Annotated in this window: 19 protein-coding genes; 11 read left to right on the top strand and 8 right to left on the bottom strand. The window is 74.0% G+C overall.

What is annotated here, in order from left to right:
• Window positions 1–565: adenosylcobinamide-GDP ribazoletransferase (locus LG632_RS22280; protein WP_226729194.1), on the bottom strand; the 565-nt coding region annotated here is incomplete at its 3' end.
• Between the two features lie 87 nt (window positions 566–652).
• Here LG632_RS22280 and LG632_RS22275 point away from each other — a divergent pair.
• Complete coding sequence (locus tag LG632_RS22275; RefSeq protein WP_226729193.1) at window positions 653–1,510, top strand: hypothetical protein; 858 nt, start codon at window positions 653–655, stop codon at window positions 1,508–1,510.
• Here the strand turns inward: LG632_RS22275 and pspAA are convergent.
• Window positions 1,497–1,775, bottom strand: coding sequence for a PspA-associated protein PspAA (pspAA, locus tag LG632_RS22270; RefSeq protein ID WP_226729192.1), 279 nt, complete (start codon window positions 1,773–1,775; stop codon window positions 1,497–1,499). The genes LG632_RS22275 and pspAA overlap by 14 nt on opposite strands.
• A 16-nt stretch (window positions 1,776–1,791) precedes the next feature.
• Entirely contained in the window at window positions 1,792–2,589 is a 798-nt protein-coding gene (locus LG632_RS22265; RefSeq protein ID WP_226729191.1) for a PspA/IM30 family protein, read from the bottom strand.
• Window positions 2,590–2,868: 279 nt separating this feature from the next.
• Between LG632_RS22265 and LG632_RS22260 the strand changes: the two genes are divergently transcribed.
• Window positions 2,869–3,468 carry a DUF3043 domain-containing protein gene (locus LG632_RS22260; RefSeq protein ID WP_226729190.1) on the top strand — a complete coding sequence of 200 codons (600 nt, stop codon included), beginning with the start codon at window positions 2,869–2,871 and terminating at the stop codon, window positions 3,466–3,468.
• A 59-nt stretch (window positions 3,469–3,527) separates the two neighbouring features.
• The gene (locus tag LG632_RS22255) at window positions 3,528–4,280 is read left to right on the top strand and encodes a class I SAM-dependent methyltransferase (RefSeq protein WP_374203541.1); all 753 of its coding nucleotides are present in this window, start codon (window positions 3,528–3,530) and stop codon (window positions 4,278–4,280) included.
• A 62-nt stretch (window positions 4,281–4,342) separates the two neighbouring features.
• On the opposite strand, the gene LG632_RS22250 is transcribed toward LG632_RS22255, so the two are convergent.
• Window positions 4,343–4,555, bottom strand: a complete 213-nt coding sequence (locus tag LG632_RS22250) for a hypothetical protein (protein WP_226729189.1) — start codon at window positions 4,553–4,555, stop codon at window positions 4,343–4,345.
• Window positions 4,556–4,663: 108 nt separating this feature from the next.
• Between LG632_RS22250 and LG632_RS22245 the strand changes: the two genes are divergently transcribed.
• From LG632_RS22245 to LG632_RS22225, 5 genes are all read left to right on the top strand, one after another.
• Entirely contained in the window at window positions 4,664–5,869 is a 1,206-nt protein-coding gene (locus tag LG632_RS22245) for a bifunctional adenosylcobinamide kinase/adenosylcobinamide-phosphate guanylyltransferase (protein ID WP_226729188.1), read from the top strand.
• Between the two features lie 94 nt (window positions 5,870–5,963).
• Window positions 5,964–7,025 (top strand): nicotinate-nucleotide--dimethylbenzimidazole phosphoribosyltransferase, encoded by a 1,062-nt coding sequence (gene cobT, locus LG632_RS22240; RefSeq protein WP_226729187.1) that lies wholly within the window; start codon window positions 5,964–5,966, stop codon window positions 7,023–7,025.
• A gap of 78 nt (window positions 7,026–7,103) precedes the next feature.
• Window positions 7,104–8,960, top strand: coding sequence for a phosphatidylglycerol lysyltransferase domain-containing protein (locus tag LG632_RS22235; RefSeq protein WP_226729186.1), 1,857 nt, complete (start codon window positions 7,104–7,106; stop codon window positions 8,958–8,960).
• Entirely contained in the window at window positions 8,957–9,706 is a 750-nt protein-coding gene (locus tag LG632_RS22230; protein WP_226729185.1) for a hypothetical protein, read from the top strand. The genes LG632_RS22235 and LG632_RS22230 overlap by 4 nt, the downstream gene beginning before the upstream one ends.
• A complete protein-coding gene (locus LG632_RS22225; RefSeq protein ID WP_226729184.1) occupies window positions 9,703–10,932 on the top strand; it encodes a sensor histidine kinase in 1,230 nt (409 codons plus the stop codon). The genes LG632_RS22230 and LG632_RS22225 overlap by 4 nt, the downstream gene beginning before the upstream one ends.
• Window positions 10,933–10,987: 55 nt before the next feature.
• Here LG632_RS22225 and LG632_RS22220 read toward each other — a convergent pair whose 3' ends face one another.
• The 4 genes from LG632_RS22220 to LG632_RS22205 form a co-directional block, all read right to left on the bottom strand.
• On the bottom strand, window positions 10,988–11,674 hold the full coding sequence (locus LG632_RS22220; RefSeq protein ID WP_226729183.1) for a spherulation-specific family 4 protein: 687 nt from the start codon (window positions 11,672–11,674) through the stop codon (window positions 10,988–10,990).
• Window positions 11,671–13,227, bottom strand: a complete 1,557-nt coding sequence (locus LG632_RS22215; protein WP_226729182.1) for an amino acid adenylation domain-containing protein — start codon at window positions 13,225–13,227, stop codon at window positions 11,671–11,673. Before LG632_RS22215 ends, LG632_RS22220 begins: the two co-directional genes overlap by 4 nt.
• A complete protein-coding gene (gene pelF, locus LG632_RS22210) occupies window positions 13,224–14,834 on the bottom strand; it encodes a GT4 family glycosyltransferase PelF (RefSeq protein WP_226729181.1) in 1,611 nt (536 codons plus the stop codon). Before pelF ends, LG632_RS22215 begins: the two co-directional genes overlap by 4 nt.
• An 83-nt stretch (window positions 14,835–14,917) precedes the next feature.
• On the bottom strand, window positions 14,918–16,942 hold the full coding sequence (locus LG632_RS22205) for a hypothetical protein (RefSeq protein ID WP_226729180.1): 2,025 nt from the start codon (window positions 16,940–16,942) through the stop codon (window positions 14,918–14,920).
• Between the two features lie 357 nt (window positions 16,943–17,299).
• On the opposite strand from LG632_RS22205, the gene LG632_RS22200 reads away from it, so the two are divergent.
• The 3 genes from LG632_RS22200 to LG632_RS22190 form a co-directional block, all read left to right on the top strand.
• The gene (locus tag LG632_RS22200) at window positions 17,300–18,826 is read left to right on the top strand and encodes a leucyl aminopeptidase (RefSeq protein ID WP_226729179.1); all 1,527 of its coding nucleotides are present in this window, start codon (window positions 17,300–17,302) and stop codon (window positions 18,824–18,826) included.
• A 187-nt stretch (window positions 18,827–19,013) separates the two neighbouring features.
• Window positions 19,014–20,402 carry a dihydrolipoyl dehydrogenase gene (lpdA, locus tag LG632_RS22195; protein ID WP_226729178.1) on the top strand — a complete coding sequence of 463 codons (1,389 nt, stop codon included), beginning with the start codon at window positions 19,014–19,016 and terminating at the stop codon, window positions 20,400–20,402.
• A 95-nt stretch (window positions 20,403–20,497) separates the two neighbouring features.
• Window positions 20,498–20,746, top strand: a 249-nt coding sequence (locus tag LG632_RS22190; RefSeq protein WP_308108908.1) for a biotin/lipoyl-containing protein, incomplete at its 3' end; no start/stop codon positions are given.

The following is a 20,746-nucleotide window of genomic DNA, read 5'->3' as shown; positions in this document are numbered from 1 at the left end:
TGGCGAGCCGGGCGGCGACCGCGGCGGTGGCGGCGGCCAGGGCGCCGTGGGCGGCTCCGGCGGCGTAGCGGTCGGCGAGGGCGGCGACCTGGAGCAGCAGCGCGAGCAGCAGCACCAGCACGCCGAACGGGCCGATGTCCGACTGCTTCATGATCCGCAGGGCGGCCTCGGCGGGCTTGCCGCTGCCCAGGCCGTCGGCGGTGTCGGCCAGCCCGTCCAGGTGCAGGCCCCGAGTGAGGGCGGCGGGCACGCACACCGTGGCGACGGCGGCGAGCAGCGGCCCGGCGTCCAGCAGGAGCAGGGCGGTGCCGAGGGCGGCGGCGGCCAGGCCCACGACCAGTCCGGCCACCGGGGCGCAGAGCATGCCGGCGCGGGCGGCCGGGCGGTCCCAGCGGGTGAGCCGGACCGGCAGCACGGTGAGCGTGCCGAACGCGAAGCGCAGGCCGTCGGCGAGCGAGGCGCGGCCCGCGGGGGCCGGCTCGGGGCCGGGGCCCAGGTCGGGCGCCGGATCGGGCCGTGCCTCGGGCAGCGGCTCGGGCGTCGGGTCGGAGGGTGAGGCGGTCATCGCCGGGAACGGTACCGGGTCGGGCCGATCAGCAGATGATCCGGACCGGTAAATTACCCATAGCCTGCCAAATGGGGAGCTGGTGGTATGGGTCACTGGTGGTACCGGAACATCGTGGAGCCGGGGAAGCTCCCGCTGCTGCTCGCCCTGGTCTCGTTCGTGCTGTCGTTCCTCGTGACCCGGACCATCACCCGGCTGATCCGCGCCGGGCGGGGCCCGTTCCGCAACGTCACCCCGGGCGGACTGCACGTCCATCACGTCGTCCCCGGCGTCGTGCTGGTGATCGTCGGCGGTTTCGGCGCCGTCGGCAGCAGCAAGCACAGCGTCGGCGGGCTGCTCTCGGCCGTCCTGTTCGGGCTCGGCGCGGGCCTGGTGCTGGACGAGTTCGCGCTGATCCTGCACCTGGACGACGTCTACTGGAGCGAGCAGGGCCGCAAGAGCGTCGAGATCGTGGTGCTGACCGCCGCCCTGGTGGCCCTGGTGCTCGGCGGTTTCCTGCCCTTCGGGGTCGACGACCTGACGTCCGAGGAACGGCAGAACCGCGGGCTGGTCGTCATGAACACCGCCCTGAACTTCTTCATCGCCCTGGTCGCCCTGTGGAAGGGCAAACCGCGCACCGCCCTGCTGGGCACCGTGATCCCGTTCGTGGCCCTGATCGGCGCCGTCCGGCTGGCCCGGCCCGGCTCCCCGTACGCCCGCCGCTTCTACGCCAACCGGCCGAAGGCGCGGGCCAAGGCCGGGCTGCGGGCCTTCCACCACGACCGGCGCTGGGCGGCGCCGCGGCGCAGGTTCCAGGACTGGATCGGGGGCGCCCCGGACCCGGTCGAGGAACCCGTCGGCCCGCCGCAGGCCCCGCCGCCCGGGCCGCCGCAGGCCCCGCCGCCCGGGCCGCCGCCGGGCCCGCCGCAGGGGAAGGACGACCCGGGTGACCTCAGCCGGGGATGAGCCCGTCGTCGCTGAGCATCTCCCGGACCTCGTCCAGGGAGGAGTCCGGCGCGGGCAGGATCAGCTCGCTGGGCTCCAGCGCATCGTCGGGCAGCGGCGTCCCCAGCCGGCGGACGGCGTCCAGCAGGGCCCCCAGGGTCCGGCGGAAGCCCGCCTCGTCGCCGGACTCCATCTCCTCCAGGAGGTCGTCGTCGAGCGCGTTCAGCTCGGCGAAGTGGCTGTCGTCCAGCCTGACCTGGCCTTCCCCCATGATGCGGACAATCATGTCGGGCCCCGTCCTGCTACGGCTTGTCGAACCGGTGCTGGGTCTGCTGGTGCGGCTGGGCCGTGCCCGGCGCGCCGCCCTCGATCGCCTGCTGCTGCGCCGACGGGCCGCCCGCCAGCTCCGCCTTCATCCGCTGGAGCTCCAGCTCCACGTCGGTCCCGCCGGAGAGGCGGTCCAGCTCGGCCTGGATGTCGTCCTTGGAGCCGAGGCCCGACTGGTCGTCCAGGGCCCCGGAGGCGAGCAGCTCGTCGATGGCACCGGCGCGCGCCTGGAGCTGGGCCGTCTTGTCCTCGGCCCGCTGGATGGCCAGGCCCACGTCGCTCATCTCCTCGGAGATGCCGGAGAAGGACTCCGCGATCCGGGTCTGGGCCTGGGCGGCGGTGTAGGTGGCCTTGATGGTCTCCTTCTTCGTGCGGAAGGCGTCCACCTTGGCCTGGAGCCGCTGCGCGGCGAGGGTGAGCTTCTCCTCCTCGCCCTGGAGCGTCTGGTGCTGCACCTCCAGGTCGCTGACCTGCTGCTGGAGGGAGGCACGGCGGCTCAGCGCCTCGCGGGCCAGGTCCTCGCGGCCCAGCGCCAGCGCCTTGCGGCCCTGGTCCTCCAGCTTGGCCGACTGGCCCTGGAGCTGGTTCAGCTGCAGCTCCAGGCGCTTGCGGGAGGTCGCGACGTCGGCGACGCCGCGGCGGACCTTCTGGAGGAGCTCCAGCTGCTTCTGGTACGAGTAGTCGAGGGTCTCGCGCGGGTCCTCGGCCCGGTCAAGGGCCTTGTTCGCCTTCGCGCGGAAGATCATCCCCATACGCTTCATCACACCGCTCATGGGCTTCGCGCGCCCCCTTCTGACGGACTACGACTCCAGGTCACCTCAGGACCCACAGTAAGGGCCCTGCTTCCATTACCGCACTGTTCGGGAGCGGATGCGCTCCTCCTCCAGGACGACTACACCGGCGCCCGATCAGGCGTGAGGAGTAGGTGGTCCCAGGAGAGGACCGGGGCCGGACCCTGTGGAAAACCTGTCACCCAGCAAGACGCGCGCCGTTGCGGGATCGTTCCCCGCCGGGGTGGGGCGCATGCCGGTGAGCACGTACGCTTGGTTTTTGTGTTTGGTAGCCGTTCCTCCAAGGAAGAGAAGGCAGCCGCCACCGACAAGGTGACCGCAGACCTCTCGAAGCCCCGTGACCCCCAGGCCCCCAAGGGCCGGCCGACGCCCAAGCGCGCCGTCGCCCAGTCGCAGCGCAGGGCCGTCGCGGCCTCGACCGGTGACCGGAAGGAGGACGCCAAGCGGGCCCGTGAGCGCCGCCGCGTCGAGCTGGCCAAGCAGCGCGAGGCGATGGCCAGCGGCGACGAGCGCTATCTGCCGGCCCGGGACAAGGGCCCGGTGCGCCGGTTCGTCCGCGACTACGTGGACTCCCGCTTCTCGGTCGCCGAGATGTTCCTGCCGCTCGCGGTGGTCATCCTGGTGCTGAGCATGATCCGCCAGCCGGCGATCCAGAACATCGCGCTGCTGCTGTGGCTCGGCGTGATCGCGCTGATCATCGTCGACTCGATCGGCCTGTTCATCCGCCTGCGCAAGGCCCTGGCCGCGCGCTTCCCCGACCAGCCCAAGCGCGGCGCCGCCGCGTACGGTCTGATGCGCACCCTCCAGATGCGCCGGCTGCGCCTGCCGAAGCCGCAGGTCAAGCGCGGGGAGCGACCCTGAGCGTGGGGGGACCCCCAGGGGTGCCCGGGGGAGGGTTCGCGGGGGGCGCCCGGCTCTGGCTGGAAGGGCTCGGAGGACTGCGCAACGCCGTCCGCCAGGAGCTCGTCGGCCGGCAGGTCGAGGAGCAGATCGCGCACCGCTTCCCGGTCGGGCAGCGGCTGCGGGTGCTCGACGTCGGCATGGGCCAGGGCACCCAGGCCCTGCGGCTGGCGCGGGCCGGGCACCAGGTGACCGGCATGGAGCTGGACCCCGCCATGCTCGACGTGGCGCGCGCGGCGCTGGAGCGGGAGCCGGCCGGGATCCAGGAGCGGGTCCGGCTGCTGGAGGGTGACGGCCGCGAGACCGGCGCCCACTTCACGCCGGGCAGCTTCGACGTGGTGCTGTGCCACGGCGTGCTGATGTACGTCGCCGAGCCGGACGCGATGCTCGCCGGGCTGGCCCGGATGCTGGCGCCCGGCGGACTGCTGTCGCTGCTGGTGCGCAACGGGGACGCGCTGGCCATGCGGCCCGGGCTCGGCGGGGACTGGTCGGCGGCGCTCGCGGCGTTCGACACGGTGGCCTACCGCAACCGGCTCGGGCTGGACGTCCGGGCGGACCGGCTGGCCGACCTGACCGCGACGCTGTCGGGGATCGGCGCGCCGCTGCACACCTGGTACGGCGTCCGGGTCTTCACCGACGGGACCGAGGCGGCCGAGCAGCTGCCGCCCGAGGCGGAACTGGAACGCCTGCTGGCCGCCGAGGAGCGGGCCGGCCGCACCGACCCCTACCGCGGCGTCGCCGCCCTCCTGCACCTGATAGGCGTCCGGGGCTGACGCGGCGAGGGGAGGGCGGACGCGCCCGGCGCCCGCCCTCCCCTCCCGGTCCCGCTCCGGCCTCAGGCGTCGAGGGCCTCGCGCAGGCTCATCGCGTACAGCTCGGTGCCGTTGTCGTCGGAGAGCTTGACCCGCTCCGCGCCGCCCTCCAGGAGCTCGCGCCAGTACTCGCCGATCCACGACTCGGCATCGCCCTGCGTGGTGAACTCCTCGGGTTCCACCGCGGGAGCGACCTCGGTCCCGTTCGCCTGCTCGAACCGCCACGTCCACGCCATGTCCGCCTCCGCTGATCGATCGGTTCTCGTCCGGTGTTGCCACGGTGAGTCTGCCCCGCAGACTAGCCGGGCGCGCACCACTCGCGGTGGCGCGGGAGGATCTTCTTTGTGGAACTGACTCTGCTCGGCACCGGATCGCCCGACGGACTGCCCCGCCCCGGCTGTCCCTGCGCCGCCTGCGCGGTCTCCGTGGGCACCCGCGCGCGGGGGGCGACCGCCGTCCTGGTCGACGGCGCGGTGCTGCTCGACCTCACCCCCGGGGCGGTGCTCGCCGCCGCCCGGGCCGGGCGCTCGCTGAGCGGCGTACGGCAGGTGCTGCTGAGCCATCCCCACGAGGGGCCGGCCCTGGAACTGCCGCCGGGGCTGCCCACGGCCGGGCGGGTGCCCGACGGCCGGGAGGTCCCGGTGGTCAGCGGGCACCGGGTACGGGCCCTCGCCATGGACGCGCCGGGCACCGGGTACGAGGTGACCGGGCCCGACGGGGAGCGGCTGCTGTACCTGCCGCCCGGCGCCGCCCCGGCCGGGACGAACGGGCAGCGGGCGCAGCGCCCGTACGACCTGGTGCTCGCGGACGTCCTGGGCCGGCCCGAGGCCCTGGCCCGGCTGCGCGCCTCCGGCGCGGTCGGCCCGGCCACGGACGTGGTCGCCGTGCACCTGGACCACGACACCCCGCCCGGCGAGGAGCTGCGGCGCCGCTGCGCCGCCGCCGGGGCCCGGGCGGTGCCGGACGGGACCACCTTGGTGGCGGGCGACTACCGGGCGGTGCCCGACCTGCCGCGCCGCACCCTGGTGCTGGGCGGGGCCCGGTCGGGCAAGTCCTACGAGGCCGAGCGCCGGCTGGAGGCGTTCCCCGAGGTGCACTACGTCGCCACCGGCGGCACCCGGGACGGGGACCCGGAGTGGGCGCAGCGGGTCGGGCTGCACCGGGAGCGGCGGCCGGGCAGCTGGCGGACGCTGGAGACCTGCGACCTGGTCCCGCTGCTGTCCGTGCCCGGGCCGCCGCTGCTGATCGACTGTCTGGCGCTGTGGCTGACCGACGCGATGGACCGGGCCGGGGCCTGGGACGACGAGGTGTGGGCGAGCACCGGCGCCAAGCACGTGCGCGACCGCGTCGCCGACCTGGCCGCGGCCCTGCGCGCCACCCGCCGCACGGTGGTGGCGGTGAGCAACGAGGTCGGCTCGGGCATCGTCCCGGCGACCGCCTCGGGACGCCGGTTCCGCGACGAGCTGGGGCGCCTGAACACGGCCGTGGCCGCCGAGTGCGAACACGTCCTGCTCGTCGTCGCCGGGCAGGCCCTCGTCCTCAAGGACTGACCCCGCGCGGGCCGCGTACGGCCGGTGGCGAGGGCCTCGCGGCCCCGCGCCACCGGGGTCCTTGCGGCCCCCCGCCGCCTGTACGCTTCGGCAGATGACCACGCTGAATCTCGACGACTTCTCCGATCTGATCGAGCGCCCCGACGGCGGCGTCCGGCGGGACGCCGAGGACCGCCGTCAGCGGTTGACCGTGCCGCCCGGCGCGCTGGGCCGGCTCGACGAGCTCGGCGAGTGGCTGGCGGCCGCCCAGGGCCGGGTGCCGGTGCAGCCGATCGAGCACCCCAAGGTCGTGCTGTTCGCCGCCGACCACGGGGTGGCCGGGATCGGGGTGTCGGCCCGCCCGGCGGGCGGTGCCCACGCGCTCGTGCGCGAGGTGCTCGACGGGCGCAGCCCGGTGGCGATCCTGGCGGACCGGCTGGGCGTCGGGATCCGGGTGGTCGACGCGGGCCTGGACTGCGAGCCGGGGCTGCTGCCCGAGGACGTGGTCCGGGACCGGGTGCGCCGCGGCAGCGGCCGGATCGACGTCGAGGACGCGCTGACCCTGGAGGAGGCCGAGGCCGCGCTGCGGCTCGGCATGCGGATCGCCGACGAGGAGGCCGACTCGGGCACCGACCTGGTCGTGCTCGGTGACCTCAGCGTGGGCGGAACCACGGTCGCCGCGACCTTGGTGGCCGCGCTGTGCGGCACGGACGCCTCGGTCGTCACCGGCCGCGGTGGGCGTCCGATCGACGACCTGACGTGGATGCGCAAGTGCGCGGCGATCCGGGACGCGCTGCGCCGGGCCCGCCCGGTCCTGGGCGACCAGGTGGCGCTGCTGGCGGCGGTCGGCGGCGCGGACGTGGCCGCCGTCACCGGTTTCCTGCTCCAGTGCGCCGTGCGTCGCACTCCCGTCATCCTCGACGGCGTCGTCTCGGCCGCGTGCGGCCTGGTCGCGCAGCGGGCGGCGTTCCGGGCGCCGGACTGGTGGCTGGCCGGTCAGGCGAGCGGGGAGCCGGGACAGGCCAAGGCACTTGACCGAATGGCGCTCAACCCCGTGCTCGATCACGGCGTCACAGTAGGTGAAGGAACCGGGGCATTGCTGGCTCTTCCCCTCGTCCAGGCGGCCGCCGCGCTCGCGGCCGACCTCCCGGAGCGGGCGGCGGAGCCGACGGGGTGAGCCACCGGGGACGACGGCCCTGACCAGGCCGCCGTTCCCACTCCGCACGGGAAGCGATGCCCCATATGATCGCTTTTCATGGGAGAGGTCCTTTTGGCCAGCGCACAGACCGACCGCAGGACCGACCGGACACCGGCCGCGCAGCCGGGCGGGGACACCAAGGGGGGTGCGGGCCGGGGGAGCCGGCGCTCCCGCCGCGCCGCCGGGTTCGCGGTCTGGTACCTGCGCCTGGTCACCTTCGTGAACTTCCTCAGCGCGGTCTGGGTGTCCCTCGGGCAGGACCTGCGCGCGCACAACACCGACGACTACTACACCCCCTACCTGCTCACCGCCGGCTTCGGTTCCGGCCTGTTCACGCTGCTGCTCGCGGTGACCATGGGCCGCCGCAAGCGGGCCGCCTGGATCCTGAACCTGGCGCTGAGCGGCCTGATGCTGGTGCTGTTCCTGGCGGCGTTCTGCCTGCCGCAGGGCGGGGCGGAACTGCGCGCCCACGCCCAGAACTGGTTCTCCCTCGTGCTCACGGCCGCGTTCGTCGCCGCCCTGCTGCTGGGCCGGCACGAGTTCTACGCCAAGGGCGACCGGTCCAACCCCAAGCTGGCCACGGCCGTCGCCGGTCTCGGCCTGCTGGTGACGTCGCTGGTCGCCGCGGTGCTGGTCGGGCTGACAAACACCGCGCCGACCGCCTCCGAGGCCTCGTTCCCGACCCGCTGGCGCTACGGCGTGATGCGCCTGGTCACCCTCGACGAGACCGGCTCGCGGGACATCGTCATCCCCGGCTGGGTGGACGTGTTCGTCAACGTCATGTCGTTCGTGCTGCTGCTGGCCGTGCTGCTCGCGGCCTTCCGGTCGCGCCGCGCCGTCGACCCGCTCACCGAGGAGGACGAGCAGCGGCTGCGCGCCCTGCTCGCCCGGCACGGCGACCGCGACTCCCTGGGCTACTTCGCGCTGCGCCGCGAGAAGAGCGTCGTCTGGTCCCCCACCGGCAAGGCCGCCATCGCCTACCGCGTCGTCGGCGGGGTCTCGCTGGCCTCCGGCGACCCCATCGGCGACCCCGAGGCCTGGCCGGGCGCGATCGAGCCGTGGCTCGCCGAGGCCCGCGAGCACGGCTGGGTGCCGGCGGTGATGGGCGCGAGCGAGGAGGCCGGCACGATCTACGCCCGGCACGGCCTGGACGCCCTGGAACTGGGCGACGAGGCGATCGTGGAGACCGGCGACTTCACGCTGGAGGGCCGCGCCATGCGCACCGTCCGCCAGGCGTACAACCGCGTCAAGCGCGCCGGGTACGAGGTGCGGATCCGGCGGCACGCCGACATCCCGGCCGAGGAGATGGCCGAGCTGCTGCGGCGCGCCGACGACTGGCGCGACGGCGCCACCGAGCGCGGCTTCTCGATGGCGCTGGGCCGGCTCGGCGACCCGGCCGACGGCCGGTGCGTGATGCTGGAGTGCACCGACGCGCGGGGCGAGCTGCGGGCGCTGCTGTCCTTCGTGCCGTGGGGCGCCAAGGGCCTGTCGCTGGACCTGATGCGCCGTGACCGGGACTCCGACAACGGCCTGATGGAGTTCATGGTCATCGAACTGCTCCAGCGCTCCGAGGAGATCGGGGTCGCCCAGGTCTCGCTGAACTTCGCGATGTTCCGGTCCGTCTTCGAGCGCGGCTCGAAGCTGGGCGCGGGTCCGGTGCTGCGGATGTGGCGTTCGCTGCTGAGCTTCTTCTCCCGCTGGTGGCAGATCGAGTCCCTCTACCGGGCCAACGCCAAGTACCGGCCGATCTGGGAGCCGCGGTTCGTGCTCTTCGAGAAGAGCGCCGACCTGCTGCGGATCGGGGTCGCGGCGGGCCGGGCGGAGGGCTTCCTGGAGGCACCGCGGCTGCTGGGGGTCCCCCCGCGCGGCGTGTGGGCACGGGTGCACCGCAGACACCCGGAGAGCGCGCGTTGACCTCTCCCGCGCTGCGGCGGTTCGCCCGCCGCGAATGGGGGCCGCTCCTCGGGACGGTGCGGGCCGCGCTCGCCGAGAAGAAGTGGCGGGCCGTCCCCCTGACGCTCGGCGCGGTCTGCCTCACCTCGCTGTTCCAGATCGTGCAGAACCAGCCGTGGGGCTTCCAGCCGGTGCAGAACCTCGGGTCGGTCAAGGCCGCCGACCCGATGTGGCTGGCGCTGCTGCGCACCCCGCTGTCGCTGTTCGTGCCCGCCCTGGACCTGCCGGTCTGGGGGGCGCTCGCGCAGATGCTGCTGGTCTTCGGCATCGCGGAGATCTGCGTCGGCTGGTGGCGCACCCTGGTCGTCGGCTACGTCGCCACCGTCGCCGGCACCACCTACGCCCGGATCGGCCTGGCCCTGAGCCCGGACCACCCCTTCGGGCTGCCGCTGTCGGACCGGATGGTCAACGACACCGGGCCGTCGGCTGCGGTGGTGGGCCTGGCCGTGTACGTGTGCTGGCGCTACCGGGCCTACCTCACCGGCTGCCTGGTCGTCCTCGCGATGATCGTCGAGGTGCTGATCAAGAACAACCTGGCCGGCAAGGAGCACCTGGCCGCCATGGCGGCCGTGATGGCGCTCTGCGCGGTCCGGGCCAAATGGGGAGCACCGCGGCGCTCCGGCGAACCGCCGGGCCGCCGCCCCCCGCCCCCACCCCCGCCGCCCCCGTCCCCGGGCGGGGAGGCAGGCCGTACCGTGTCCGGGTGACCACAGACCTCGGCCCGCTGCACGCCGCCTGGCGGTGGTTGCGCGCGCATCCCCTGGCGGCCGACGCGCTGCTCGCGCTCGGCGTGCTGGTGGCGATGTTCACCGGCTCCTACGCCGACCCGCACGGACCGCACGGGCCGACGTTCGGCACCCGCAGCCCCGACCCGGCGTCCGTGGTGCTGATGGTGCTCGGCGCGGCGGTGCTGGTGCTGCGCCGGCGCCGGCCGCTGGCCGTGCTGTGCGCGGCCAACGCGCTGTCGCTGCTGGAGCTGGCCACGGCCGAACCCCGGGCGCCGGTCGCCATGTGCACGGTGGTCGCCCTGTACACCCTGGCCTCGCGCACCGACCGGCCCACCACCTGGCGGGTGGGGCTGCTCACCATGGTCGGGCTGACGGGGGTGGCCATGCTGGTCGGGCCGCTGCCCTGGTACGCCCAGGAGAACGTGGGCATCTTCGCCTGGACCGGGATGGCCGCGGCCGCCGGGGACGCGGTGCGCAGCCGGCGGGCCTTCATCGACGCCATCCGGGAGCGGGCCGAACGCGCCGAGCGGACCCGCGAGGAGGAGGCCCGGCGGCGGGTCGCCGAGGAACGGCTGCGGATCGCCCGGGACCTGCACGACGTGGTGGCGCACCACATCGCCCTGGTCAACGTCCAGGCGGGGGTGGCCGCGCACGTCATGGACAAGCGGCCCGACCAGGCCAAGGAGGCGCTGGCGCACGTACGGGAGGCCAGCCGGTCGGCGCTGAACGAGCTGCGGGCGACGGTCGGGCTGCTGCGCCAGTCCGGGGACCCGGAGGCACCGACCGAGCCGGCTCCGGGGCTGGCCCGGCTCGACGAGCTGGTCGGCACCTTCCGGCACGCCGGGCTGCCGGTGCACGTGGCGGTCGACGTCGCCGACGGGTCCGGCGCCGACGGGCCGCTGCCGGCCGCGGTGGACCTGGCGGCGTACCGGGTGATCCAGGAGGCCCTGACCAACGTGCGCAAGCACGCCGGGCCGGACGCCAGCGCCGAGGTGAGCGTGGTCCGGGTGGGGCCCTCGGTGGAGGTGACCGTGCTCGACGACGGGGGCACGGCCGCCGACCCGTCCCCGCGGCCGGGCCCGCACGAAGGCGGCGGCCACGGCCTGGTCGGCATGCGGGAGCGGGCCGTGGCGCTGGGCGGCAGCTGCTCCACCGGGCCGCGCTACGGCGGCGGTTACCGGGTGCACGTGGTCCTGCCGGTCTGAGCGGACCGGCCCGGCCGCCCGGCCCGGCCGGGCCCCGGGCTTCGGCCGCCCGGGCTCAGCCGGTGGTCTCCAGGCCGTGCGGCAGGCTCCCCCACGGATGGGCGCCGGTGCCGGGCACCGCGCAGTGCACGCCGGCGCCGCGTTCCGCCGCGAGCGCGGCGGCCGGGGCGCCGGGCGGGACGGCGTACACCAGGTGGCAGAACCGCTCCGGGGGGTGCCCGGCCGTCCAGGGCGGCGGCGGTTCCGCCCGGCGGTAGGTCTCCCAGGGACCCTCGAAGGTGACGAGGACGTCGGCCAGTTCGGCGTACCCGGGGTGCGGGTGCATCCCGTGGTTGAGCACCAAGGTGCCCGCCCCCGCGGCGCGGGCGGCGACCGACAGCCGCCCGTAGTGCGCGAGCAGGTCGGGGCCGGCGGCCGCCTGGTCCAGGAACGCCCCGTCGGTGCCGTACCACTCGCGGTGGTCGAGCAGGTCCCGGACGACGGCCCGGTGGGGGCGGCGTCCGTAGTCGGTGTCCACGTACCCCAGGACGGGGACCCCGGCCTCGCGCAGCCGGGCCGCGAGGGCGGCGAAGCCCTCGTCGGGGGCGGCCGCGGGCCCGCTGTCGGGGTTGAGCACCACCGAGTGCAGCCGGGGGGCGGCGCGCAGGACCGCCTCCCAGGCCTCGGGGCGCCGGGCGGGATGCTCGTACAGCGGCACGAGCAGCGGGCCGGCCCCGGTCGCCGGCACGGTCGGCCCGCTCACCGGTGGGCCGTCGCGCGGCCGAGCAGCCCCAGGACCAGCAGGGCCAGCACCCCGGCCGCCGCGCCGGCCACCACCAGCTGCACCAGCCGCGGCTGGCCGAGCGCCAGGAGCAGGGCCAGGCTCTGCGCGGCGGCCGCCGTCACGCAGACGGCGGCGGCGTGGCGCACGGCGCCGAAGGACTGCAGCAGCAGGCCCGTCCACATCACCGTGCCGAGCAGCAGCAAGGTGGCCACCCGGACGGCGGTCAGTCCGGGGGCGTCCGGCCACAGCGCGGTCCCGGCCGCGCCGAGGCCGAGCAGCACCAGCAGGTACGCCGCCAGGCAGCGGACCAGGGTGAGCAGCATCCGGCCGAAGAACCCCCGTGCTGACCGCGCCGCCCGCAGCCCGCCCAGGCTGCCGCTGCGGAAGCGGTGCAGCAGCCATTCGGCGGGGCCCATGCTCAACGTGAGCGCCACCGCCGAGGGCGCGGCGACCGCCTCGGCGGGACCGCCGGCCAGGACCTCGCCCAGGGCGGCGTACAGGACCAGCAGTCCGGTGCCGAGGCCGAACACCCCGAACGGCACCGACTCCGCGAGCCGCGGCCCGCGCGGCGCGAACTCGTCCGGGGCGCCGCGCAGGGTCCGCCAGCGCACCGGGCCGGGCCCCCGCACGGGCACCCGGGCCCCGGCCGGCAGCGCGAACCGGGTGTGCAGCCGCCGGGCCAGGCCCCGTACGGCGGCGGCCACCGGCAGTTCCCGCACGGCCAGGGTGCACGCGGCCAGCAGCGAGACCACCAGCAGCGCCACCCGCAGCCGCACCGGCAGGTCGACGGCCAGGCAGAGCAGCGCCCCGCAGGCCATCGGGGCGAGGGCGCCCAGCAGCAGCCGTTCCCGGCCGAGGACCAGCAGCACGGTGGCGGCCCCGACGTAGAAGGCCTGACCGGCGGCGAAGGCGTAGGAGAACGGCGGCCCGCCGGGCACGGCGAACGCGGCGGCGCAGCCGAGCAGCGCCCCGACGGGTGCTCCGACGAGCAGGGTCCGGCCGGCCGCGGCCCGGTCGCCCAGGCCCAGCCAGGAGTACGCGCGGTGCGACAGGGTCTGGTCCCAGACCCAGCCGATGAGCGCTCCGGCCAGCAGCGTCAGGGTGCCGGCGGGCAGCCCGAGCCGGTCGGGCGGGCCCTCCAGCAGCGGGGCACCGAGGAGGTAGGCGAGCCCGGGCAGCGCGAAGACCACACCGCGCAGCAGGCAGGCGGCGAGCGGCACCTTCCAGGGGTCGGGGGTCTCGGCGGGTTCGGGGAAGGCGCGCGGCACCCGGGCGTAGAGGTCCTCGGCGAGGCCGAAGGAGTCGGTCCGGCCGTAGGTGAGCCGGATGTGCTCGTCGGTCATGCCGTCCGACTCCAGGACGGCGGCGATCTCGTCGGGGTGGACGGCCGCGGCGACGAACGGCTCCAGCCGCTCGGCCAGTTCGTCCATCGGGTCGGCGGCGGCCGGTCCCTCGCCCCGGGGCCGGGGCACGGCCGCCAGGGTGTCCCCGCCGGCACCGCCGGGGGGCAGCAGCCACAGCGATCCGCTCATCGGCCGCCTCCCCGTACGCCGGTCCGCTGGGTCTCGGTCCGCCGGGTCCCGGTCCGCCGGGTCTCGGTCCACTGGGTGCCGCGGGTGACGAGCTCCCGGTACCAGGGGTCGGACAGCCGCTGGGTCCAGGCGTCGCCGGCGAGGACGGGCAGCACGGGCTGGCCGGCCAGTTCGCGGTAGATGTGGCGGAAGCCGTCCACGGACCGGTGCAGGGTGAACTTCTCCACCACCCGCTGCCGCGACAGCCGGCCGAGCTCGGCCCGGCGGGCGTCGTCGCGCAGCAGGGCGAGGGTGGCCCGGGCCATCAGTTCGGGCTCGCGCGGCGGCACGACCAGGCCGGTGTCGCCGACGGCCTCGCGGACCCCGCCCACATCGGTGGAGACGGTGGTCCGGCCGCAGGACATGGCCTCGATGATGCTGAAGGGGAAGCCCTCGCTGATGCTCGACAGCATCACCACGCTGCCCGCCGCGTAGGCGTCCGCGACCCGCTCGATGCGGCCCTCGTACGTGATCCCGTCGGCGACCCCGAGCTCGGCGGCGAGCTTCTCCAGGCGCGTGCGGTAGTCCTCGCAGCCCGCGGGGACCGGCCCGAACAGGCGCAGCCGCAGCGCGGGCAGTTCGGCGCGCATGAACGCGTAGGCGCGCACCAGGGTCTCCAGGTCCTTGATCGGGTCGATCCGCCCGCACCAGCTGAGCGTGGGCACCTCGGGTTCGGGCCCGGCCTCGGGGAAGGCGTGCGGGTCGACCCCGTTGTAGACGGTGCGGATCTTCTCGCCGGGCGCTCCCCCGCGTTCCTCCCAGCGCCGGTTGTAGCGGTTGCAGGGGGTGATGAGGTCGGCCTGCCGGTAGCCCTCGGAGTTGAGCTCGCGGTAGAAGCCGAGGACGAGCGCCTTGACGGGCCAGCGCTGGGCCGCGGTGCGGTAGCCGAGGTAGCGCTCGCGCAGGTAGATGCCGTGCTCGGTGAGCAGGAACGGGACGCCGTCCAGGTGCTTGGCGGCCAGCGCGGGCAGGGTGGCCAGGCCGCTGCTGACGGCGTGCGCGACGCTGTCGGCGGGGATCCGTACGGCGAGCGGGCGCAGGGCGTGTTCCAGCAGGTCGGTGGCGGTCAGCGCGTCGTGGACGGTGGGCCTGGCCCCGGCGGTCGGCAGGTGCGGCCGGTTCCAGACGGACATGAGCGTGCGCAGGACCGTTTCGGAACGCAGGGCGGCGGCGAGGCGGCCGGTGCGGGCGAGGGAGGCCAGTTCGCGCAGCGCGTCGGAGAATCCGGCGGAGGCGGCCGGGGCGCTCGCGGCGGTGGCGGCCGGGGCGAGCAGGGACAGCAGGAACTGCTCGTAGGTCTCGGTGAAGCGCCGGAACGCCCGGCCCCGCAGGGTGCCGCGGCGGCCGCCGGCCGGCGGTGGTCCCCACAGCGGCACGGCGGTGTGCCGGTAGACGTTGCGCGGCAGCTGCCAGGTGACCGGCTCCCGGCCGGAGCCGGTCAGGGCTATGACGTTGAAGTCGACTTCCGGCATGCCCCGGACGAGCTGGTCGCACCAAGTGCTGACGCCGCCGTGGACATGTGGGTAGGTGCCTTCGGTGAGCATGGTGACATGGCGCCCATGGCTCATGCGGTGTGTCCCCCCAGGACGTGTCAAGGGCCGGCGCCCCCCGGAACGGGCGGGCGCCGGCGCTGAGGTGGTGGTGCCGGAGGTCAGCTCGGCAGTTTGAGCGTCACGGAGCTCTGCAGCAGCTCGGGCCCGGTCCAGGCGTCGCGGGTGCCGGCGTAGGCGGTGCCGTACGCGGTGGTGCCGAGCAGCAGCTGCTTGCGGGTGCCCTCGGGCGCGGTGACCGGGGCGAGCACCCCGGACGGCGCCTTGACGGTGACGGTGGTCCCGACCCGGTAGGCGGTGACCTGCCCGGCGGCGAGCGCCCGGTCCCAGGCGGCCCGGCGCTGGAACTCGACGCCGGTGTCCTTCTGGCTCTGGTTCACGATCGGGGCGGCGGCGGTGTAGAGGGCCCGGTAGCTGTCCAGGACGCGGTCCAGGACGGGGTAGAGGGTGCGGTCCTCGGCGAGGTTGCTCTGGTGGACGTAGTGCGGGCGGGGATCGTTGGAGAGCACGTGCCGCAGGGCGGTGCGGGCTTCCTGGGGCACGATGTACGACAGGTAGCCGGTGTCGACGTCGAGCGGGGCCGGCAGGCAGGTGGAGGTCGCCGGGTTGTCCTCGCACAGGCCGCTGCCGCCGTCGGCGCGGCTGGTGTAGATCCAGTTGTACTCGTCGGCCATCTCGGCGTTGGTGCCCGTGTTGTAGTACACGTTCATCGGGTGCCGGGGGACGGTCAGAGCGGTGCCGACGGCGCGCTGGGCGGGCTCGCGGGAGTTGTCGCTGGCGATCCACCTGACGCCGTTGTCGGCCAGCGCCCCGGCCAGGTTGGGGTTGTCCACCGGCATCTGCGGCAGGGTCTTCAGGCCCGAGTGCTCGCCGGTGACGAGCTCGGCGCGGTCGAGCTTGACGCCCTTGGCGGTGGCCCAGTTGTGGTTGTCGCGGATCTGGGCCGAGATGTCGGCCCGGCTCATGTACTGGATCTTGCCCGTGGCGTCCTTGGCGCAGGTCCAGGGGACGGTGCTGACGTCCTGGACGCACCCCAGGTAGGGGTGGGTGTAGGTGTGGTTGATCCAGCGGTAGCCGGCCCGGTCGGCGAGCAGCTGGGTGGTGAGGGCGTCGGTGCCGCCGTTCTCGGCCTTCCACTCCTCGCCGGCGCCCGCGTTGAAGACCATGTCGAGGGTGAAGTTCTTCTGCTTCTGCCACTGGAGCGCGTAGCTCGCGTCCGCGGCCGTCATCCGGACGCTGCTCTCCTTGCCCTCGCCGCCCGGGCAGGCGTAGTCGCCCGGGGTGCAGTTGAGCTCCTTGTTCCACCGGGCGTCGGGGGCGAAGACGTCGTCGACGTGCACGGCGAAGTAGTTGCGGCTGCGGCCGAGGTGGACGCCCTGGGTGAGCCAGTCGACGATGCCGCGGGCGAGCAGCCGGAACTGCTGCTGGTACTGGTTGTAGCCGAAGGTGATGACGAGTTCGCTGCGGCCGTCGTGGGTGTACTCGCCCACCAGGGAGGCCCGGCCGCCGGCCACGGGCGCGTCGACGTAGCTGGTGTAGCCGGGGCGCGGCTTGCCCAGGAAGCCGTAGCTCTCGGGGACCAGCGGCGAGTTGTCCTCGAAGGTGACCGCCCCGGCGAGGTAGCCGAACGGGCCGTGGCCGGCGGTGGTGACGGCGGCCGGGACGCCGTCGAGCTGGCCGCTGAAGCCGCCGTTGTCGGTGTACTCCAGGCCGACCCCCGGGTGGGCCCAGGTGTAGGCGTCGACCTGGCGGATGCCGTACTGCGTCTCGTAGGCGACGAGCGCGGCCATCTCCGCGCTGCCTTCGCCGAACGGGTTCTCGTTGGGCAGCACCACCCCCTGGTACTTGGCGCGCGGCCGGCCGTCGACGGTGTCGGCGAGGAACGCCGCGTCGATGACGGGACGGCCGCTCTGCCCGAGCTGGACCCTGGTGTACGGCACCCCGGTGTCGCGGAGTTCCGCGGTGATCGCCTCGACCGAACTGCCGCCGTCGTCCACGACGAGCACCTTGAGGTCGATCCGTGGTGCCGTGGCCGTCTCGGCGGCCGTCGCCGGCGTCGCCACGGACACGAGCACCGCCACGGCGCAGGCCGCGGCAGCCCTGTTCATCCGGTTCTTCTTGACCATGTAGGCCTTCCCCCCGCAGGCGCACCCCCGCCGCGGTACCTGGCGGGACGCCGGACCGGGGTGGCTCTGTGGACATGATGCAAGCGGGCCTCGCGCCCCCTTGCGAGAGTGGCTCGATCTTTACGGACCTCGTCAGGTCCACGAGGCAAACCTGGAACAGAAACCACGGATGGGTGAACCTGGAGGCGGAAAGATCGAACACCTTGACAATCCTTCGAGTGACGTACGGACAGGGGCGGGCGCGTAGGCTCGTTTCTGGCGCGGGCCGGGCCGGAATACGATCGCTGCGGTGACGGCCGGCGACCCCGACCTGACCGCTGCCCCACACGACACAAACGGAAGCGAGACTTCACCACCGTGACTGCTCTGACTCTCAGCACTGCCGGCGCGGCGACGCTGCGCGCCGACGCCCTCGTGGTCGGCGTGGCGAAGGGCCCCAAGGGTCCCGTCGTCGCCCCCGGCGCCGAGGCCGTGGACAAGGCGTTCGACGGAAAGCTCGCCTCCGTCCTCGACGCCCTCGGTGCCTCCGGCGCCGACGGCGAGGTCACCAAGCTGCCGGCCCCGGCCGGCCTGAAGGTCCCCGTCGTGCTGGCGGTCGGGCTGGGCGGTGTCCCGGCGGAGGACGAGTCCTACGACGAGGACGCGCTGCGCCGCGCCGCCGGCGCCGCCGCCCGCGCGCTGAACGGTGCCAAGAAGGCCGCCTTCGCCCTCCCGCTGGAGGACGCCTCCGCCGTCACCGCCGTCGCCGAGGGCGCGCTGCTCGGCGCGTACTCCTTCACCGCGTACCAGGGCGGCGACAAGAAGGACAAGAACGACGCCCCGAAGGGGCCGCTCGCCGAGGTGGCCCTGCTGGGCGCCAAGCCGCGGGACAAGGAGCACAAGGCCGCCGCCGAGCGCGCCAAGATCGTCGCGACCGAGGTCAACGTGGCCCGCGACCTGATCAACACCCCGCCGAACGACCTCACCCCCGAGGCCTTCGCCGCCGTCGCGCAGGCGACCGGCAAGGAGCTCGGCCTGAAGGTCCAGGTCCTCGACGAGAAGGCCCTGCTCAAGGGCGGCTACGGCGGCCTCATGGGCGTCGGCAAGGGTTCCGAGAACCCGCCGCGCCTGGTGAAGGTCTCCTACACCCACCCCAAGGCGCAGAAGAGCCTCGCCTTCGTCGGCAAGGGCATCACCTACGACTCGGGCGGCATCTCCCTGAAGCCGGCCGGTCACAACGAGACGATGAAGTGCGACATGTCGGGCGCGGCCGCCGTGTTCTCCGCCGTCGTCGCCGTCGCCAAGCTGGGCCTGGAGGTCAACGTCACGGGCTGGCTGGCGCTCGCCGAGAACATGCCGTCCGGCTCCGCCACCCGCCCCGGTGACGTGCTGCGCATGTACAGCGGCAAGACCGTCGAGGTGCTCAACACCGACGCCGAGGGCCGGCTGGTGCTGGCCGACGCGCTGACCAAGGCCTCCGAGGAGAACCCGGACGCCATCGTCGACGTCGCCACCCTGACCGGCGCGATGGTGCTGGCGCTGGGCAACCGCACCTTCGGCATCATGGCCAACGACGACGCCTTCCGCACCGCGATCCACGAGATCGCCGAGGAGGTCGGCGAGGCCTCCTGGCCGATGCCGCTCCCGGCCGACCTGCGCAAGGGCATGGACTCCCCCACCGCCGACATCGCCAACATGGGTGAGCGGATGGGCGGCGGCCTGGTGGCCGGCCTCTTCCTCCAGGAGTTCGTGGGCGAGGGCATCACCTGGGCGCACCTGGACATCGCCGGCCCGGCCTTCCACGAGGGCGCGCCGTACGGCTACACGCCCAAGGGCGGCACCGGCTCCGCCGTGCGCACCCTGGTCCGGCTGGCCGAGCGTACGGCCACCGGCGACCTCGGCTGACCGGATGACGAGCGGTGCGGCCCCGGGCTGGGGAAGCCCGGGGCCGCGCCGTTTGTTCGGTCGTGCGAAGATGGGTCCTCGGCAGGACAGGGCCCCCACCACAGGGCCGAAGAAAATGCGGCCGAACACCAGCCGCCGCCCGGTCAGGGAAGACCGGCGCCCGGCGCACATGCATGGAGGACGTGACGTGGCGAACGACGCCAGCACCGTTTTCGACCTAGTGATCCTCGGCGGTGGCAGTGGCGGTTACGCCGCGGCGCTGCGCGCCTCCCAGCTGGGTCTCGACGTTGCCCTGATCGAGAAGAACAAGCTCGGCGGCACCTGCCTGCACAACGGCTGCATCCCCACCAAGGCCCTGCTGCACGCCGGTGAGGTCGCGGACCAGGCGCGCGAGGCGGCCCAGTTCGGTGTCAAGACCTCGTTCGAGGGCATCGACATCGCGGGTGTCCACAAGTACAAGGACGAGGTCATCGCCGGCCTGTACAAGGGCCTGCAGGGTCTGGTCGCCTCCCGCAAGGTGACGTACATCGAGGGCGAGGGCCGGCTGTCCTCCCCGACCTCCGTCGACGTGAACGGCCAGCGCATCCAGGGCCGCCACGTCCTGCTGGCGACCGGCTCCGTGCCGCGCTCGCTGCCGGGCCTGGACATCGACGGCAACCGGATCATCTCCTCGGACCACGCGCTGGTCCTGGACCGCGTCCCGCAGTCCGCGATCATCCTGGGCGGCGGCGTCATCGGCGTCGAGTTCGCCTCGGCGTGGAAGTCCTTCGGCACCGACGTCACCGTCATCGAGGGCCTCAAGCACCTCGTCCCGGTCGAGGACGAGAACAGCTCCAAGCTGCTGGAGCGCGCCTTCCGCAAGCGCGGCATCAAGTTCAACCTGGGCACCTTCTTCGAGAAGGCCGAGTACACCGAGAACGGTGTGCGGGTCACCCTCGCCGACGGCAAGACCTTCGAGGCCGAGGTGCTGCTGGTCGCCATCGGCCGCGGCCCGGTCTCCCAGGGCCTGGGGTACGAGGAGCAGGGCGTCGCGATGGACCGCGGCTACGTCCTCGTCGACGAGTACATGCGGACCAACGTGCCGACCATCTCGGCCGTCGGTGACCTCGTCCCGACCCTGCAGCTCGCGCACGTCGGCTTCGCCGAGGGCATCCTCGTGGCGGAGCGCCTGGCCGGTCTGAAGACCGTCCCGATCGACTACGACGGTGTGCCGCGCGTGACGTACTGCCACCCGGAGGTCGCCTCCGTCGGCATCACCGAGGCCAAGGCCAAGGAGATCTACGGCGCGGACAAGGTCGTGGCCCTGAAGTACAACCTGGCGGGCAACGGCAAGAGCAAGATCCTCAAGACCGCGGGCGAGATCAAGCTCGTCCAGGTCAAGGACGGTGCCGTGGTCGGCGTCCACATGGTCGGTGACCGGATGGGCGAGCAGGTCGGCGAGGCCCAGCTGATCTACAACTGGGAGGCTCTGCCGGCCGAGGTCGCGCAGCTCATCCACGCGCACCCGACCCAGAACGAGGCGCTCGGCGAGGCCCACCTGGCCCTGGCCGGCAAGCCGCTGCACTCCCACGACTGATCCAGTCACGGGCGCGACGACCACTACCGCACTTCCCCGAGCTCTCGACTCCGTTCGAGCAGGGGATGCCCCATTCGTTAGGAGCAACAGAAACCATGGCGGTTTCCGTAACCCTTCCGGCGCTCGGTGAGAGCGTCACCGAGGGCACTGTCACCCGCTGGCTGAAGGCCGAGGGCGAGCGCGTCGAGGCCGACGAGCCGCTGCTCGAGGTGTCGACCGACAAGGTCGACACCGAGATCCCCTCGCCGGCTTCCGGCATCCTGGCCTCGATCAAGGTCGCCGAGGACGAGACCGTCGAGGTCGGCGCCCAGCTGGCGATCATCGACGACGGCACGGGTGCCCCC

Source organism: Streptomyces antimicrobicus (assembly GCF_020532625.1).
Lineage (GTDB): Bacteria > Actinomycetota > Actinomycetes > Streptomycetales > Streptomycetaceae > Streptomyces > Streptomyces antimicrobicus.
The sequence above is the reverse complement of the archived record's forward strand: the minus strand, read 5'-3'. Positions and strand labels throughout refer to the sequence as shown.

Excerpts from the sequence above, each read along its gene's own strand:
- LG632_RS22275 (WP_226729193.1), top strand. The coding sequence starts at position 653 with ATGGGTCACTGGTGGTACCGGAACATCGTGGAGCCGGGGAAGCTCCCG.
- pspAA (WP_226729192.1), bottom strand. The coding sequence starts at position 1,775 with ATGATTGTCCGCATCATGGGGGAAGGCCAGGTCAGGCTGGACGACAGC.
- LG632_RS22265 (WP_226729191.1), bottom strand. The coding sequence starts at position 2,589 with ATGAGCGGTGTGATGAAGCGTATGGGGATGATCTTCCGCGCGAAGGCG.
- LG632_RS22250 (WP_226729189.1), bottom strand. The coding sequence starts at position 4,555 with ATGGCGTGGACGTGGCGGTTCGAGCAGGCGAACGGGACCGAGGTCGCT.
- cobT (WP_226729187.1), top strand. The coding sequence starts at position 5,964 with ATGACCACGCTGAATCTCGACGACTTCTCCGATCTGATCGAGCGCCCC.
- LG632_RS22235 (WP_226729186.1), top strand. The coding sequence starts at position 7,104 with ATGGGAGAGGTCCTTTTGGCCAGCGCACAGACCGACCGCAGGACCGAC.
- LG632_RS22215 (WP_226729182.1), bottom strand. The coding sequence starts at position 13,227 with ATGAGCGGATCGCTGTGGCTGCTGCCCCCCGGCGGTGCCGGCGGGGAC.
- pelF (WP_226729181.1), bottom strand. The coding sequence starts at position 14,834 with ATGAGCCATGGGCGCCATGTCACCATGCTCACCGAAGGCACCTACCCA.
- LG632_RS22205 (WP_226729180.1), bottom strand. The coding sequence starts at position 16,942 with ATGGTCAAGAAGAACCGGATGAACAGGGCTGCCGCGGCCTGCGCCGTG.